This is a genomic window from Streptomyces sp. NPDC047315 (assembly GCF_040643215.1).
In the GTDB taxonomy this organism is placed as follows: domain Bacteria; phylum Actinomycetota; class Actinomycetes; order Streptomycetales; family Streptomycetaceae; genus Streptomyces.
Genome location: NZ_JBEYTZ010000029.1, coordinates 81,000 through 96,307 on the forward strand (window position 1 = coordinate 81,000; position 15,308 = coordinate 96,307).

Below are 15,308 nucleotides of genomic sequence, written 5' to 3' on the forward strand. Positions count from 1 at the left end.
CCCGGGTGGGTCCCGTGAAAGCGGGATCCGGAAGCGGATTCCACACCCGTCCGGGAGTGCCGGTTGGTTGAGAACTGAACAGAGTGTTCGAACGAACGGCGGGGTGGAAGTCCCCGTCCCTGCGGCGGCCGGGTTAGGGCCGTCGGCGGCACACCTTGCTCGTGTGTCAGCGCTGGAGAACACCAGCGGGGATCATCCCTCCCTTTTCGGGAGGTCAGCCCCTCAGGTGCCATCTGGCACACGGCCGCCCTGCTGGCGTCAGAGCAGTGACGATGACGCACCCGCTCCCGGCTCGGGACCGGCCTCCGTGGCAACGGAGCGCCGGTGAAAGCCGGCGGTTGCCTCCTCCGTCCGTCCGGCCGATCTGGTCGTACGGACGGGGCCGAGGGGAGCCGGGATGGTCCCGGGGCCGCCTGAGGGGGTTCCTGATGTTCGGAATGACGAAGTCTGCCGCTGCTGGTGCGTGCCTGAAGGAGCGGGCCGCGCGTCGCATCCACGCCGTGGTCGTGACGGTCGGCGGGGAGCGCAGCCGACGGGCCGCGAACAAGGTCACGACCGCGCTGCGGCTGGGCCGTATCGACCTGTGCGACGACGCCACCTGCGTCGACTGCGCGCCCGTGAAGTAGCCGCTGCGGGAGCTCCCGCAGCGCACCGCCCCGGATCAGCCGTGAGGTGTCGGATCGGATCCGACCCGGGGCACGCACCACCACTCACTCACCGTTCGAGGGGATCTCTCATGGGCAACATCGACAAGTTCTCGACCAAGGTGGCGGCGCAGGTTGTGCAGGCCGCAGCCCAGAGCGTCCAGACCCGTGGCCAGGCCGACGCTCTCATTCAGGCCGCGAGGCACGGGGGCGAGGCCGCCGTTCGGAAGCTGGCCGCCTCCATGTCCACCGAGGACCTTCAGCGCGTACAGAAGCGCCTCAGTCGCTAACCACACCACAACGGCGCACCCCCGGAGAGGCAACTCCGGGGGTGCTGTTCGGGCCGTTCCACCTGAGAGGAGCACGACCCATGGGCATTGTCCCTGATTTGACGATCGCTGACGCGGCCACCGCGTTCGCGCCGTGGCTGGAGCCGACGGGCGCGGAGTTGGACGCGATCGAAGCCGAGCTGCCGGTGATCCTGGCCGAGGTGGACGAGTTGGACGCCTACATCGTCACCCTGGACCGGACGCCGACGGAGTTGGACAAGCGCCGGCTGCGTAGGGCCCTGACCCGCGTGCTGCACGCGCGTCGGAACCTGGCCAACCACACCGCGGACGCGGGGCTGGCCGGGGATGCCGCGTGAGGTACACGGCGACGCTGAGCAAGACGTGTCTGGGCAGGTGGGAGTTGTACATCGCTGGCCCGGGCCGGGTGGACGACTGGCCGGTGGCCGACTTCGACCGGGCGGCCCCGGTGCCGACCATCGCCGAGCGGGCCGCGGCGCTGGCCGCTCTCGGCTACGAGCTGCCCCCGGGCGGCGCGTGGCGCTGGGACGAAGACCAGATGACGGCGACCGAGCAGGTTGAGCTGTCCGCCCGCGTCGACGTGCGGCCGATCGGCGGTGCCTCGTGAGCGCCCGCCGGTCGGCGGCGACTGCCGCCCCCGCCGTCGCGATGACCGCCGTCTCCATGGTGCTGACGCTGGCCGTGGTGATGATCTGGCTCGGGGCCGTGGTGCCGTGGCCGATCGCGCTCGTGGTCGGGCTCGGGATCGACGGCGGCTGGCTCGCCGTGCTGGCGTACGAACGCCGCCTCGCCGCCCAGGGCGACCGCTCTCTCCTGGTGACGGTGGTCGGCTGGGCCTTCGGCCTGGTGGCGACCGCTGTCCTCGTCGGCCACGCGCTCACCGAGGCGTCGCCTGCCGCGTGGCTGGCCGTCGCCTGGCTCCCCATCGCCGCCAAGCTCTTGTGGCTGGTCCACTCGATGTGGGAGCGCACGGCACTGACCCCGGCGGCCCTTGGCACGATCCGAGGCATCCAGCAGGACGCGCGGGACAGCGCCGCCGTCGCCCGCGCCCAGCTCGCCGCCCAAGCCGCCACCGAAGAGACCCGACTGACGGCCGTGACGGCCGCCGGGGCACGTGTCGCACGCGTACAGGCCCGTACCGCGCAGACCCTCACGGCCGCGTGGGGAGCGCTGGAGACAGCCCGACAGGGCGACGCCCGCACCGCTCTGACCAGCGTGACAGCCCCCGTCACACCCGATGTCGCACCCGTCTGGGAACTCCCCGTCTGGGGCCCGGTCGACCCGGTGACACCCCCCGCGCTGGAGACCGGCACCGGGCTCACGGATGACGACCTCGACGCGCTTGTCGACGCGATCCGTCACAGCGTCACACCGCCCCTGTCCTACCGCGACATGGCCCAGCAGTTCCGGGCCGCCGGCCACGCCGCCGGGGAAACCCGGCTCCGGGCCGCGTGGAAGCGGGTCGCGTCGTGAGCCCCGCGTTCGGTCGCTGCTACGACCCCAGTGGCGCCCTGCACGGCATCCCCACCTACCCGTGGCGCCTCGCGCCCGACGGCTACGCCACCCGCCGCCAACTCCGCGCCAAGGGGCTGCGCCCCGGCGGGCAACCTGTCTCCGCGCAGGTGATGCGCCGCTCCCGCCGGCGCCGCGGGGGTGTGACGGTCGCGTACCTCTACCGGATCGACCACGCCAAGCCGGTCCGGCCGATGACGTCGCGCAAGTGGGGCGCCTTGGCGCTAGCGATGCTCGCCCGCCGCACCTGCCCCCGCTGCCAGATCACCTACTCGTACTGCATCCCCACTTCTCTCGGGGTGTGCGTGACCTGTGCCTTTCCCGACGCTCAGGCCGCCGCGTGACCAGTTCAGAAGGGAGCGCTCGTGAACGAGAACACCGGTGAGATCACCAGGGCGTCCGCGGACGCCCTGGCAGCGGCCAGACAGGGCGAACAGTTCGCCCTCATGCTGTCCGCGATTCAAGCCGCGCAAGTCGCCCAGCAACACGGCGGCGGCTGCGGCTGCCAGCACACCCAGCAGCCGGCCCGGCCGCGTCGGAGCACCGGTCAGGTACTCGCCATCGCGGGCGCGGTGTGCGCCTGCGGCGCCGTCGCCGTCGGCATGTTCCTCGCCATCGCCGTCACCGCGCTCGCGGTCGCCGGCGGGAGCGTCGTGCTCCTGCTCCTGGTCCGCGAACTCCGCACCAACCAGGGCCAGAAGCGCCGCTGACCGGCTGCCTGTCCACCCTCGCCCGCACCTGGGCCGGGGGTGGGCGGGGAGCTGGGACAGCCCCGGCCCGGAGAGGGGACCTGCGATGGCACGGATCGAAGAGCGTGAGCCGAAGCTGACCGCGGGCGAAAAGGCCAAGGTGAGCTGGTACGTCCTGCGGATGGCAAAGCGCGGCCTGGCTGATGACCGCGTCCGCGGCGGCGTCGTGGACCAAAGCGACCTGGAACGCAAAGTCGAGCGCATTATCGAGGGCGCCCGCAAGCGCGAGGAGCGCGAGGCGAAGGCCGCCCGCAAGAAGCAGTAGATGCGCCCCCGGGACGGCCGACGGCCGGCAAGCACTGGCCGCCCCGGGGCCCATTCCCCTATCGACCGCCCGCGGGGCGGGATCGGAGAACTCCATCATGACGGAATCGACGGCGGACGCACCCGTGATGGGGAGTGTCCACGACCTGAACGAGCACCGGACCCGTGCGGGCGGGCCGGTGTCCCTCCTCAAGCCCGCCCCTGCCGAGAACACCCCGAACGTTGCCGACGGGTCGGCCCAGGGTCCGGACGTGGCCGTGCCGTTGTGGGTACGGTCCGGGCGCGCGGTCCGGGCCGCGGTGACGCACGACCGCACCCGCACGACGGCCCGGTTGGCGATCCGGCACAGCTCGTACGTGCTGGGCGGGGGGCGGATCGTGGCCCGCCGCGCGTGGGACGGACGCACCGCCGCCCGGTACGAACGGATGATCCGCGCCGCTGAGGCAGCGGGGAACATGGAGGCGGCGGCGGAGTGGGAGGAGCGCGGTCGCGCGTTTCGGGCTGCGCGGCATCAGCGGCGGATGGACCTGATCACCTCCCCTGAGCGGGTCGCGCGGTCCGCCGCGTACGGCACGGTGGCCGGCGCGGGCGGTCTGCTCCTCCTCGGTATCGCGCTCGCCATCGCCACCGAAACCCCGTCCGACGTCGCCACCCCCGCGCTGGCCATCGTCGAGTTGGTGCGGCTGCTGGTCGTGATCGTGACCGTGGTCTGGGGCCCCGCCGTGGCGATGGGGCCGTGGCTGGTGCTGGCCGGCCTGTGGGCCGTGGGCCGGCATCGGCAGGCGGCCCCGCAGTGGGCTCTGCCCGCGACCTCCCGCACGACGGACAGCGAGCCCATTACCCCGTCCATCGTGGTCAAAGCCCTGCGTGACCTCGGTGTGCCCGCGCTACGGGGCGCCATCAAGGAGATGGGCGACGCGGGCGCGAGCATGCTGGGCCCGATCGTGCTGGCGGGCTGCGGCGTGGAGGTGGACATCCTGCTGCCGAGCGGGTGCAGCACGGAGGAAGTCCTTGCCCGGCGGCGGAAGCTGGCGGAGAACCTGGGCCGCCATGAGCACGAGGTTCATCTGTCGGTGGCCCCGGCCGCGCGGACGGTGCGGGCGTGGATCGCCGACTCGGGCGCGCTGGATGAGCCGATCGGCCCGAGCCCGCTCGTCCTGGACGAGACGACGACCGCCGACTATAAGACCGGCCGCGCCCCGTGGGGATTCGACCTGCGTGGCGATGCCGCCCTGATCAGCCTCCACCAGCGCCACATGCTGATCACCGGCCTGTCCAACCAGGGCAAGACCGCGTCGCTACGGTCTCTCGTCCTCTGGCTGGCCCATGACGTCAGCGTCGAACTCCGGATCGCCGACCTCAAGGGCGTGGGCGACTGGCAGTGCACGGAGGGGATCGCGACCGTCCTCGTCCAAGGGCCCACCGACGACCACGTCATCGAGGCCACAGAGATGATGGAAGAGGGCGTGGAGGAGATGAACCGGCGCCTGCTCGCGCCGAAGGGCAGCGTGTTCCCGCCGCTGGTCCTCATCTGCGATGAAGCCCAGGTCGCGTACGGGTCCGGCGCCATCGGGGACGACAAGCGCCCCTACGGCGGCGCCAAGGCCACGTCCCGCTACTTTCAGGCGGTCAAGGCGATCCACGACCAGGGCCGAGCGGTGAACGTCACCACCTGGGAGGGCACCCAGGACCCGACGAACGAGAACCTGCCCAAGCGCTCCCGTGAGGGCAACCACATCCGGGCGTCGCTGGTGCTGGGCACCGAGTCGCAGGCCCGGATGGCGATCGGTGACGCGGCGGTCGACGCTGGGGCCGCCCCCCACAAGCTCCGGCAGGGACTCGACAAGGGCACCCTCGTCGTCGCGGGAGACGGCGTGAAGCTCGCTCCCGGCCAGCCCGCCATCACCATCCGCACCCACTACATCAGCGATGACGACGCCGACGTGATCGCCGACCGGATCCGCGCCCGCCGGGCAGGCGTCACCACCCGCACCGCCACGGTCGCGCCGGTCGAAACCGACCACCTCGCCGACATCGCGGGCGTCATCGGCGACGACACCCGCGTCCTGACCCAGGACGTCCTCAAGCGCCTCGCCGTTCTGGACGAGACGACGTACGGCGGCTGGTCGTTCATCGACCTCAAACGTGCCCTCGACGGCACCGGAGCCGAGCCCTACAAGTCCGACGGCCGCATGGCCATCGCCCGCGACCGGATCCGCCAGGCGCTCTCCGCACGCGACGACGACAGCGGTTCCGCTTCCGCTTCCTGACACAGGGAGGCACCCCCACCCGAGCCAGGGAGGCAGGGAGAACTCCCTCACCCCCTCCCTGCCCCGCATCCCTGGCGTTGACCAGCACAAATGATCTGTCAGGGAGGCAGGGAGGCATCCCAGGCCAGGGGCCCGAAACCCCCTCCACAAGCCCCCGGGAAGAGGGTGCGCCAGCCTCCCTGAACACCAAATGAGCACCATTCCGCTTCCCACTGAGGAGCCCCATGGACCCGTTCGACGACTGCGACCGCTGCAACCCGACCGACGACACCGAGCCCTACCCGCACCCGCACTGCTGCGGCTGCGGCGCCGACGGCTCCAGCGAGCGTCCCAACTGCACCTGCCCGTAGCACCACCGAGGGCGGCCCCCTCTCGGCAAAGACCGGGGCCGCCCTCATCCAGCACAACCCAACGAACTGGAGGCATCCAGCATGACGCAACCCACCCCGCTCGCGCGAGGGTCCATGCCCGCCGGTCGGGAGCTCCCGGCCACAGATAGCCCGCGGTTCTACCTCACCACCCACAAAAAGCACTGGCTGCGGGAAACACCCGTTGACCTGTTCCTGAAGTCCGAGCACCTTGCCTCGGCCGTGAAGCCCCTCCAGCCCCGCGGCAGGTACGCGGTCGACTCCGGAGGCTTCACCGAGCTTCAGCGACACGGCCGCTGGACCCGCACCCCCCGCCAGTACGTGGACGACCTGCGCCGCATCTGGGAACACGTCGGCCCCTACGACTGGGCAGCCGGGCAAGACTGGATGTGCGAAGACCTCATCATCAACGGCGGGCAGGCCGGACCGCTCACCTTCGCAGGCACCCACCTGTCCGTAGCCGAGCACCAGCGCCGCACGGTCCGGAACTTCCTCGACCTCCGGTCAATCGCACCCACCCTGCGGATCATCCCCACCCTGCAAGGCAGCACCATCCCCGAATACCACCAGTGCGCGGACCTCTACGAGTCCTACGGCGTGAACCTGCGCGCCGAACCGATCGTCGGGCTCGGCTCAGTCTGCCGTCTCCAGTCCACTCGCCAGGGCGCAGCCATCGTCACCGCCATGGCCGCCCGCGGCTACCGGCTCCACGGCTTCGGCTTCAAGACCCTGGGCCTGTCCCGCGTTGGCCACCTGCTGGCCTCTGCCGACTCCGCCGCTTGGAGCTCCCACGCCCGCCGCCGCCCCCCGCTCCCCGGCCACACGCACCTGAACTGCGCCAACTGCATCGACTACGCCCTGATGTGGCGCACCCGGGTCCTCAACAGCCTCCCGCCCCAGGGCCCCGGCACTGGACTGGAGACAGCCGCATGAACACCCTCCTCAACGCCGCCCTCGACGCCGCCGCCCGCGGCTGGCCCGTCTTCCCCCTGCGCCCCGGCACCAAGCGCCCTGCCCTCCACGGCGAGCAGCAGTGCCCCCGCACCGGGCCCTGCTCCACGGGGCATCAGAAGTGGGAGCAGCGCGCCACCCTCGACCCCGACCTCATCCGCGCCGCCTGGACGTGTGCCCCGTACAACGTCGGGCTGGCCACCGGGCCGGCCGGGCTGCTCGTGGTCGACCTCGACCAGCCCAAGAACGAGAAGAGCAGTTCGGGCGCCCCTTGCGGGGCGACGACCTTTCGTGCGCTCTGCGAGCGCGCCGGCCACCCGGTGCCCACCACCTATCGCACCCGGACCGCGAGCGGCGGGCAGCACCTGTACTTCAGCGCCCCGGCTGGTGTGCGGCTCACCAACACCGCCAGCAGCCTCGCGCCGTTGGTCGACACGAGGGCGTGGGGCGGCTATGTCGTCGCCGCGGGCAGCACCACCCCCACCGGAACGTACGAAGCGCTGAGCACCCCTCAGGCGGCCCCACTGCCCGCGTGGCTGCTGAGCATCCTCAAGCCCGCCCCCAAGCCCGTACGGCGGCCCTCAGGGGCTATTGCGGGGCAAAGTTGTCGATACGCTGACGTAGCTCTCTCCAGCGAAACCCGCACCGTTGCCACCACCACCGAGGGCGGGCGGGATGCCGCACTCCTCCGGGCAGCGCGAGCACTCGGGCGCTTCGTCGCGTGGGGCGACCTCCCCCGACACGTGGTCGAGCAGGCTCTTCAGGAGGCGGGGGAATCGGCCGGACTCAAGCCGTACGAGTGCCGCTCCACCATCCGCAGCGCGTTGAACTGGTCCATCGCCAACAACCCGCGCCGGACGGCGGCATGAGCACCCCTCCCCCCTCCCTGAAGAGCACCACCAGCACCCCCGGTTGCACCGGCCCCGCCGAACCGACCGGCACCCCGGACGGCCGTAGCGCGCCCGAGGGTCGTCGCCCGAAGGGCGTCCTCTCTGCCTGTCGCCCTGACCGGCACGCGACCAGCGACGGACGCCGCATCGTCGGTGGACTCCACATCGTCGCCCCCGGTCGCGGCACCACCCCCACCGCTCGTTCCTGGTGCGCCTGCGGACGCGATCTCTATGCCGTCGGCCACCGCCGCGTACTCGCCCTCATCGCCGACCACGCCCACCACCGGGACGTCTGCCCGCACCACCGCACTCAGGAAGGCAGGGCCGCCGCATGAGCGCCGACCTGTGGGAGGGCTTCAGTGATGCCCTGGATCCCGAGACCATCACCGGCCCCGTGTGGGACGAACCTGTCCCGCTCAATCCCCGCCGGGAGCTCCCGGTGTTCCCGGTGCACGCGCTGCCCGAGTGGCTGGGCAGCATGGTCGCCGGGGTCGCGGAGGAGACGCAGACCCCGGTAGACCTGGCCGGGTGCTTGGCTCTAGCCGTGCTCGCCACGGCGGCCGGCGGGCGGGCCATGGTTCACGTGCGGGGTCACTGGCGCGAGCCGGTGAACCTCTACACGGCCGTGGCCCTGCCCCCGGGCAACCGGAAGTCGGCCGTGTTCGCGCTCATGACCGGCCCGCTGCTGGCCGCCGAGAAGGCATTGGTGGAGTTGTCCGGCCCGCGCCGGGCCGAAGCCGAGACCACCGCCCGCCTGGCCCGCTCGGCTGCCGACAAGGCCGCGCAGAAGGCCGCCGCAGCGGAACCCGGGCTGCGTGACCAGCTCACTGCCGAAGCCGTCCACCTCGCCCAGCAGGCCGACGAGATGACCGTCCCGGCGAAACCCCAACTCGTCGCGGACGACGTCACCCCCGAAAGCCTCGCCACCCTGGTCGCGGACCAGGACGGGCGGATGAGCGTCATGTCCGCCGAAGGGGAGATCTTCGACATCATCGCCGGACGCTACTCCGGCACCCCCAACATGGGCATCTTCCTCAAAGGCCATGCCGGGGACATGGTCCGCGTGAACCGGCAGGGCCGCGACGCCCAGCACGTCGAAGCCCCCGCCATCACCATGGGCCTTGCGATCCAGCCCGAAGTGCTGGATGCCCTGGGCAGGGTGAAGGGGGCCGACGGGCGGGGGCTGCTGGCCCGGTTCCTGTATGCCAAGCCGGTGTCTCTGGTCGGCTCCCGCAACCTCACCCCGGAGCTTCTTCCGGAGGAAACCGCGGCTACCTACGCCAAGCAGTTGGGCGGGCTGGCGTTGGCGCTGGCGGATTGGACCGACCCCGCCGTTCTCACGCTCACCTCCGACGCCGACGCGGTCCTGTTGGCCTACCAGAAGGTGACCGAGTCGCGGATTGGGAAGGGCCGCAGCCTCCACCCGGTCATCAAGTGGGCGTCCAAGCGTGACGGGGCCGTCGCCCGCATCGCCGGGCTACTCCACCTCGCCACCCATCCCGACAACGGATGGATGGTCCCCATCAAGGCCGCCACCATGGCCGCCGCCACCGAAATCGGGGACTACTTCACCGCCCACGCCCTGGAAGTCTTCGACGCCATGGGCGCCGACCCCGCCCAGGAAGCCGCCCATCAACTCCTCACCCACCTCAAGGAACAGCGCCTGTCCGGCTTCACCAAGCGCGAGCTGTTCCGGGGCCTGTCACGCGGAGACTTCCCCGCCATGACCGACCTCGACCCGGCGCTCACCCTGCTGGAAGAACACGGATGGGTCCGCCAGCAGCCCGTTCCCCCGCGCTCCGGACGCGGGGGCCGGCCACCGTCGCCCCGCTTCGACACCCACCCCAACGTCACCCCGCCACTCGCCACCGGCTGACAGAACCTCCATTCCGCTGACAGAACTGACACAACCCCCAACCCGGCCCGCTGACCTGCACAAAGAGCCATGATCACGGCTCTGACAAAACCTCCGAAAACTCTGACAGAACCTCCCCGCCCCCAGTTTCCGGCACCACCCACACAGACCAAGCCGCCCCGGGAGCGCTCCGACAGAACCCTCCACCCGGAGGTTCTGTCAGAGTTTTCGGAGGTTTTGTCACGACGCCGGAAACTGGAGTAACCGCAGGTCAGCGGGCCAGCAGCGAAGTTCTGTCAGTTCTGTCACGGAAACCCGCCCAACCCGCCCCGAGGAGTCCCCCGTGGCACCCAAGCGCAGCCCCGAGACCAATCCGCAGGTGAGCCTGCGGTCCGGCCTCCCCAACCAATATCTCGACACCGACGACATCGCCGCGATCTTCAAGGTGCCCAAAGAGACGGTCTACCAGTGGCGGAAGAAGCACATCGGTCCGCCGGGATTCCGCGTCGGCAAATACGTCCGCTACGACCCCGCCGCCGTCCGCGCCTGGGTCACCCACCAGAGCAGCACCGAAGCAGCCTGAATGTCTCTCAGCCCGTGGCACTCCAGCCGGAGCGCCACGGGCCTCCTCATGCAACGAAGGGATCGACCTGCATGGCAGGCCACATCCAAGACCGCTGGTACAAGGCCGAGCGCGGACCCGATGGCAGACTTCGCCGCGTCAAGAGCGAACGCCACGGAACCGGCATGCGCTACCGGGCCCGGTACGTCGCTCCCGACGGCACCGAGAAGTCCAAGTCCTTCCCCGACAAGCAGAAGCGACTTGCTGAGGGGTGGCTCACGCAGATCGCTGCCGACATGGCGCGTGGGCAGTACGTCGACCCGACCGCGGGGAGGGTGACGTTCCAGCAGTTCGCCACGACGTGGCTGGCGTCCCAGACGACCGACGTGTCTACCATCGCGGCGATGGAACTTCGGTTCCGGCTGCACGCCTTCCCTCATATCGGTTCCCGCTCCATGTCCGCGTTCCAGCCCGGACACATCCGCACCTGGGCCCGAACTCTGCAAGATGCTGGCCTCGCGTCGTCGTACCAGCGAGTCATCTTCGCGAACGTCTCCGCCGTCTTCGCTGCGGCTGTGGATGACGGGATCATCACCCGAAATCCCTGCCGGGCCGGGTCCGTCCGGGCACCCAAGCTCGATGCTCGGAAGCTCAAGCCGTGGTCCCATCAGCGGGTGCTCGCCGTCCGGGCCGGACTCCCGGAGCCTTACCGGTCAACTGTCGACGTAGGCGCTGGATGCGGTCTGCGGCAGGGAGAGGTCTTCGGGCTTGCGCTCGATGAAGTCGACTTCCTGGGCGGTGTCGTTCACGTCGTTCGCCAGGTCAAGATGGTGGGCTCACATCTGGTCTTCGCCCCGCCGAAGGGCGGCAAGCTGCGTGATGTGCCGCTGCCGGACGTCGTCTCCCACGCCCTCGCACGGCACATCACGCAGCGCCCGCCCATGGAGGTCACCCTCCCGTGGAAGACGCCTGATGGCCCGCCCACGACGGCCACGCTGCTGTTCTACTCGCGTGAGCGGAAAGCCCTGAACCGGAACTACTTCAACATGCACCTGTGGAAGCCCGCGTTGGTCGCCGCTGGCGTGATTCCGGAGCGTTCGCCGGGGGAGAGGTTCAAGCGCTCGCGCGAGCACGGCATGCACGCGCTCCGCCACTACTACGCCTCGGTGCTGCTTGATGCCGGGGAGAACATCCGGGCCCTGGCCGAGTATCTGGGGCACTCGGACCCGGGCTTCACGCTTCGCATCTACACGCACCTGATGCCCAACAGTCAGGACCGTGCCCGACGGGCCATCGATGAGGTGTTCCGTCCGGACGCTGAGGATGACGGCGAGGATGGCGGGGCGGTCCCGGTCGCGGCGTGAACGAAGCCTGAAGAAGGGCCGTCGGCCGTGCCTTCCGAGAGGGGAAGAACACGGCCGACGGCCCACAGACGGCCCAGGAGAGCGAAAATAGGCTCTGACCTGCGGCGATCTTAGATGTCGAAGTACAGCTCGAACTCGTGCGGGTGCGGGCGGAGCTGGATCGGGGCGATTTCGTTCGTGCGCTTGTAGTCGATCCAGGTCTCGATCAGGTCCGAGGTGAACACGCCGCCCGCCTGCAGGTACTCGTTGTCCGCCTCCAGGGCGTCGAGGACCGCGGGGAGGGACGTCGGGACCTGCGGGACGCTCGCGTGCTCCTCGGGGGCGAGCTCGTAGAGGTCCTTGTCGATCGGCTCGGCCGGCTCGATCTTGTTCTTGACGCCGTCGATGCCCGCGAGGAGGAGGGCCGCGAAGGCCAGGTACGGGTTGGAGGACGGGTCGGGGGCGCGGAACTCGACGCGCTTGGCCTTCGGGTTGGAGCCGGTGATCGGGATGCGCATCGCGGCGGAGCGGTTGCGCTGCGAGTACACCAGGTTGACCGGGGCCTCGAAGCCGGGGACCAGGCGGTGGTAGGAGTTCACCGTCGGGTTGGTGAAGGCGAGCAGCGACGGGGCGTGCTTGAGGATGCCGCCGATGTAGTAGCGGGCGGTGTCCGAGAGGCCGGCGTAGCCCTGCTCGTCGTAGAAGAGGGGGACGCCGCCCTGCCACAGGGACTGGTGGACGTGCATGCCCGAGCCGTTGTCGCCGAAGATCGGCTTCGGCATGAAGGTCGCGGTCTTGCCGTTGCGCCAGGCGACGTTCTTCACGATGTACTTGAAGAGCATCAGGTCGTCGGCGGCGGCGAGCAGGGTGTTGAACTTGTAGTTGATCTCCGCCTGGCCGGCCGTGCCCACCTCGTGGTGCTGGCGCTCGACCTGGAGACCGGCCTTGTCCAGCTCCAGGGAGATCTCGGCGCGCAGGTCGGCGAAGTGGTCGACCGGCGGGGCGGGGAAGTAGCCGCCCTTGTAGCGGACCTTGTAGCCGCGGTTGTCCTCGACCGCGCCGGTGTTCCAGGCGCCGGCCTCGGAGTCGATGTGGTAGAAGCCCTCGTTCGCGGAGGTGTTGAAGCGCACCGAGTCGAAGACGTAGAACTCCGCCTCGGGGCCGAAGTACGCGGTGTCCGCGATGCCGGTGGAGGCGAGGTACGTCTCAGCCTTCTTGGCGATGTTGCGCGGGTCGCGGCTGTACTGCTCGCCCGTGATCGGGTCGTGGATGAAGAAGTTGATGTTGACGGTCTTGTCGCGGCGGAAGGGGTCGACCCGCGCCGTCGACAGGTCGGCGCGCAGCGCCATGTCGGACTCGTGGATCGCCTGGAAGCCGCGGATCGACGAGCCGTCGAAGGCCAGCTCCTCGGCCGGGTCGAACGCATGCGCCGGGATGGTGAAGTGCTGCATCACGCCCGGGAGGTCGCAGAAGCGGACGTCGATGAACTTGACGTCCTCGTCTGCGATGAACTTCTTCGCGTCGTCGGCGTTCTGGAACATCCAACTCCTCCTACTCCCGACCCGGGAGGGGCGGGGTGGTAGCTCGTCCGTGCGGCCAGTGCGGTGGCACACGCAGGTCCCGACCATAGGCAGGAGGCATTTCTCCAGCATGACCCGATTGTTTCGCTCGCGTTAACCGGGCCGGTCGTCGGGTTGCGTACGTCACCCCCGCCCCGGCCCCCCACGGGTACCGCCACGGCCGGGGCCCAGTACCGTGGACGGGTGGACGTGGACAAGAGGCAAGCAGTCGGATCGTGGCTCTCCGGGCCCCGCGCGGCGGCCGAGGACATGGGCGTCGACTTCGGTCACCGGGGCAAGCGGCTCGGCCTGCCGGAGGAGGGGCCGGGCGCCATCGCGCCCACGGGGCGGCGCCTCGGCGCCATCTTCGTCGACTGGGGGCTCTGCTTCCTGATCGCGAACGCGTTCTTCGGCGACGGCGCGCCCCAGACCACCGCGAACATCGCGGTCGGCGTCCTCTTCGTGGTGAACGCCCTCGCCGTCGGGACCGTCGGCTTCACCCCCGGCAAGCGGCTCTTCAAACTCCGGGTCGTCTCCGTCGACGGCGGACGGCTCGGCTTCGGCCGGGTCCTGCTGCGCACCGTGCTGCTCTGCCTGGCGCTGCCCGCCCTGATCTGGGACCGCGACGGGCGCGGGCTGCACGACCGGTTCGCCAAGGCCGTACAGGTGCGGCTCTGAGCCGTACGGGCACGGAAACAGGTACGCGTACGGGCAGGGAAACAGGTACGCGAGAGGGGCGGCCCGGATCGAATCCGGACCGCCCCTCTTCACATCGCGTCGCGCAGAAGGCTGCGGAAGGCTTCTCAGCGCTCCCAGCGAACGCCGCCGCCGGTCAGCGCATCTTCGGGCCGCCGCGCGGCATGCGCATGTTCTTGGGCAAGGGACCCTTCGGCATCGGCATGTTGCTCATCAGGTCGCCGAGCGCCCGCAGTCGGTCGTTCGTCGCCGTCACCTGCGGGCCCGAGAGCACGCGCGGCAGCTTCAGCATGGTCGTACGGACCTTCTTCAGCGGGACCTGGCCCTCGTCCGTGCCCACGACGATGTCGTGCACCGGCACGTCCATCGCGATCCGCGCCATCTTCTTCTTCTCGGCCGCGAGCAGTGTCTTCAGCCGGTTCGGGTTGCCCTCGGCCACCAGCACGATGCCCGCACGGCCCACGGCGCGGTGCACCACGTCCTGGTTGCGGTTCATCGCGACCGCCGGCGTCGTCGTCCAGCCGCGCCCCACGTTCTGCAGGACCGCGGCAGCCGCGCCCGGCTGGCCCTCCATCTGGCCGAACGCCGCCCGCTCGGCCCGGCGTCCGAAGACGATCGCCGCGGCGAGGAGGGCGAACAGGAAGCCCAGGATGCCCAGGTAGACCGGGAAGCCGATCAGGTAGCCGAAGCCGAGGAAGACACCGAAGGTGACGATTCCCACGGCGGCGATGACGAGCCCGACCTTAGGGTCGGCCTTGCGCGTCATCTTGTACGTCAGGGCGATCTGTTTCAGTCGCCCGGGGTTCGCAGCAGCGTCAGTGCTGTCTGTTTTTGCCTTCCTCGCCATAACCCGAAGTTTACGTGGCCCGCGGCGCGCGGTCCGCCACGGCCTCCAGTACGTGCAGCGCCTCGACGCGGTCCTGGGCCCGGCGGCGGTCCTCCAGCACGGCCGACCAGGCGTTGCGGCGCGCGGTGCGCTGCCCGCGGCCCAGGAGAAGCGACTCCACGGCGCGTAGGGCGACGGTCACGGACGGGAGGGCGGTGGCGCGCTCGGGAAGTGCGTGCACGGTGGTGACCCCCTTCGGGGAAGGCGGAGCGGCACGGGCCGCTGAGGGCCGGACGGGTCTGCAGGAAGGTCTGCAAAACGAGGGTTACCCGTTGGTGTTACCAGCGCGTGACCGGGTGGTCAAACGGTGATGAAACCCTGATGCGGGGCCCCGGAACGCTGACGCGGCCCGTACGCCGCCCCGACCTGCGGGGAGCGTCCGGGCCGCGCCGTACGTCGCATTACCGGGCGGTAGTCGCTTGTGCTCGAATTCACACGGTGACGGTCCGGG

General features: G+C 70.3%; 20 protein-coding genes. 17 read left to right on the plus strand and 3 right to left on the minus strand.

All coding sequences use genetic code 11. The features are described from left to right. The first annotated feature begins 428 nt into the window (after nt 1-428). The 16 genes from ABZ842_RS29190 to ABZ842_RS29265 all read left to right on the plus strand — a co-directional run bounded on the left by ABZ842_RS29190 (nt 429) and on the right by ABZ842_RS29265 (nt 11,737). Entirely contained in the window at nt 429-626 is a 198-nt protein-coding gene (locus tag ABZ842_RS29190) for a hypothetical protein (protein WP_361543118.1), read from the plus strand. Nucleotides 627-736: 110 nt separating this feature from the next. Continuing rightward, nucleotides 737-934, plus strand: coding sequence for a hypothetical protein (locus tag ABZ842_RS29195; protein ID WP_361543121.1), 198 nt, complete (start codon nt 737-739; stop codon nt 932-934). Nucleotides 935-1,014: 80 nt separating this feature from the next. After that, nucleotides 1,015-1,290 (plus strand): DUF6284 family protein, encoded by a 276-nt coding sequence (locus tag ABZ842_RS29200; protein ID WP_361543124.1) that lies wholly within the window; start codon nt 1,015-1,017, stop codon nt 1,288-1,290. Continuing rightward, the gene (locus ABZ842_RS29205) at nt 1,287-1,559 is read left to right on the plus strand and encodes a DUF6303 family protein (protein ID WP_361543127.1); all 273 of its coding nucleotides are present in this window, start codon (nt 1,287-1,289) and stop codon (nt 1,557-1,559) included. The genes ABZ842_RS29200 and ABZ842_RS29205 overlap by 4 nt, the downstream gene beginning before the upstream one ends. A 41-nt stretch (nt 1,560-1,600) precedes the next feature. Next, on the plus strand, nt 1,601-2,425 hold the full coding sequence (locus tag ABZ842_RS29210) for a protein spdB (protein ID WP_361543216.1): 825 nt from the start codon (nt 1,601-1,603) through the stop codon (nt 2,423-2,425). Then, complete coding sequence (locus ABZ842_RS29215) at nt 2,422-2,808, plus strand: RRQRL motif-containing zinc-binding protein (protein WP_361543130.1); 387 nt, start codon at nt 2,422-2,424, stop codon at nt 2,806-2,808. The genes ABZ842_RS29210 and ABZ842_RS29215 overlap by 4 nt, the downstream gene beginning before the upstream one ends. 21 nt (nt 2,809-2,829) lie before the next feature. Further along, nucleotides 2,830-3,174, plus strand: coding sequence for a hypothetical protein (locus ABZ842_RS29220; protein WP_361543133.1), 345 nt, complete (start codon nt 2,830-2,832; stop codon nt 3,172-3,174). Nucleotides 3,175-3,259: 85 nt separating this feature from the next. Then, nucleotides 3,260-3,478: a DUF6257 family protein gene (locus tag ABZ842_RS29225; RefSeq protein ID WP_361543136.1), complete on the plus strand. Its 219-nt coding sequence runs from the start codon at nt 3,260-3,262 to the stop codon at nt 3,476-3,478. A 97-nt stretch (nt 3,479-3,575) separates the two neighbouring features. Continuing rightward, on the plus strand, nt 3,576-5,747 hold the full coding sequence (locus ABZ842_RS29230) for an ATP-binding protein (RefSeq protein WP_361543137.1): 2,172 nt from the start codon (nt 3,576-3,578) through the stop codon (nt 5,745-5,747). A gap of 224 nt (nt 5,748-5,971) precedes the next feature. After that, nucleotides 5,972-6,097, plus strand: coding sequence for a hypothetical protein (locus tag ABZ842_RS29235; RefSeq protein WP_361543138.1), 126 nt, complete (start codon nt 5,972-5,974; stop codon nt 6,095-6,097). A gap of 81 nt (nt 6,098-6,178) precedes the next feature. Continuing rightward, complete coding sequence (locus tag ABZ842_RS29240; protein ID WP_361543139.1) at nt 6,179-7,048, plus strand: hypothetical protein; 870 nt, start codon at nt 6,179-6,181, stop codon at nt 7,046-7,048. Beyond that, on the plus strand, nt 7,045-7,935 hold the full coding sequence (locus tag ABZ842_RS29245) for a bifunctional DNA primase/polymerase (protein ID WP_361543142.1): 891 nt from the start codon (nt 7,045-7,047) through the stop codon (nt 7,933-7,935). Before ABZ842_RS29240 ends, ABZ842_RS29245 begins: the two co-directional genes overlap by 4 nt. Continuing rightward, on the plus strand, nt 7,932-8,291 hold the full coding sequence (locus tag ABZ842_RS29250; RefSeq protein ID WP_361543145.1) for a hypothetical protein: 360 nt from the start codon (nt 7,932-7,934) through the stop codon (nt 8,289-8,291). The genes ABZ842_RS29245 and ABZ842_RS29250 overlap by 4 nt, the downstream gene beginning before the upstream one ends. Beyond that, entirely contained in the window at nt 8,288-9,832 is a 1,545-nt protein-coding gene (locus ABZ842_RS29255; protein ID WP_361543148.1) for a YfjI family protein, read from the plus strand. The genes ABZ842_RS29250 and ABZ842_RS29255 overlap by 4 nt, the downstream gene beginning before the upstream one ends. A 322-nt stretch (nt 9,833-10,154) precedes the next feature. Then, nucleotides 10,155-10,394: a helix-turn-helix domain-containing protein gene (locus tag ABZ842_RS29260; RefSeq protein WP_361543151.1), complete on the plus strand. Its 240-nt coding sequence runs from the start codon at nt 10,155-10,157 to the stop codon at nt 10,392-10,394. A 71-nt stretch (nt 10,395-10,465) separates the two neighbouring features. After that, nucleotides 10,466-11,737: a site-specific integrase gene (locus ABZ842_RS29265; protein ID WP_361543154.1), complete on the plus strand. Its 1,272-nt coding sequence runs from the start codon at nt 10,466-10,468 to the stop codon at nt 11,735-11,737. 110 nt (nt 11,738-11,847) lie between these two features. Here ABZ842_RS29265 and glnA read toward each other — a convergent pair whose 3' ends face one another. Then, nucleotides 11,848-13,257 (minus strand): type I glutamate--ammonia ligase, encoded by a 1,410-nt coding sequence (gene glnA, locus ABZ842_RS29270; RefSeq protein WP_361543157.1) that lies wholly within the window; start codon nt 13,255-13,257, stop codon nt 11,848-11,850. 228 nt (nt 13,258-13,485) lie between these two features. Between glnA and ABZ842_RS29275 the strand changes: the two genes are divergently transcribed. Further along, nucleotides 13,486-13,953 carry an RDD family protein gene (locus ABZ842_RS29275; RefSeq protein ID WP_361543219.1) on the plus strand — a complete coding sequence of 156 codons (468 nt, stop codon included), beginning with the start codon at nt 13,486-13,488 and terminating at the stop codon, nt 13,951-13,953. 154 nt (nt 13,954-14,107) lie between these two features. Here the strand turns inward: ABZ842_RS29275 and ABZ842_RS29280 are convergent, their stop codons facing one another. Beyond that, nucleotides 14,108-14,818, minus strand: coding sequence for a DUF4191 domain-containing protein (locus tag ABZ842_RS29280; RefSeq protein ID WP_361543159.1), 711 nt, complete (start codon nt 14,816-14,818; stop codon nt 14,108-14,110). Between the two features lie 10 nt (nt 14,819-14,828). Further along, nucleotides 14,829-15,038, minus strand: coding sequence for a hypothetical protein (locus tag ABZ842_RS29285; protein ID WP_361543162.1), 210 nt, complete (start codon nt 15,036-15,038; stop codon nt 14,829-14,831). Between the last annotated feature and the right edge of the window lie 270 nt (nt 15,039-15,308).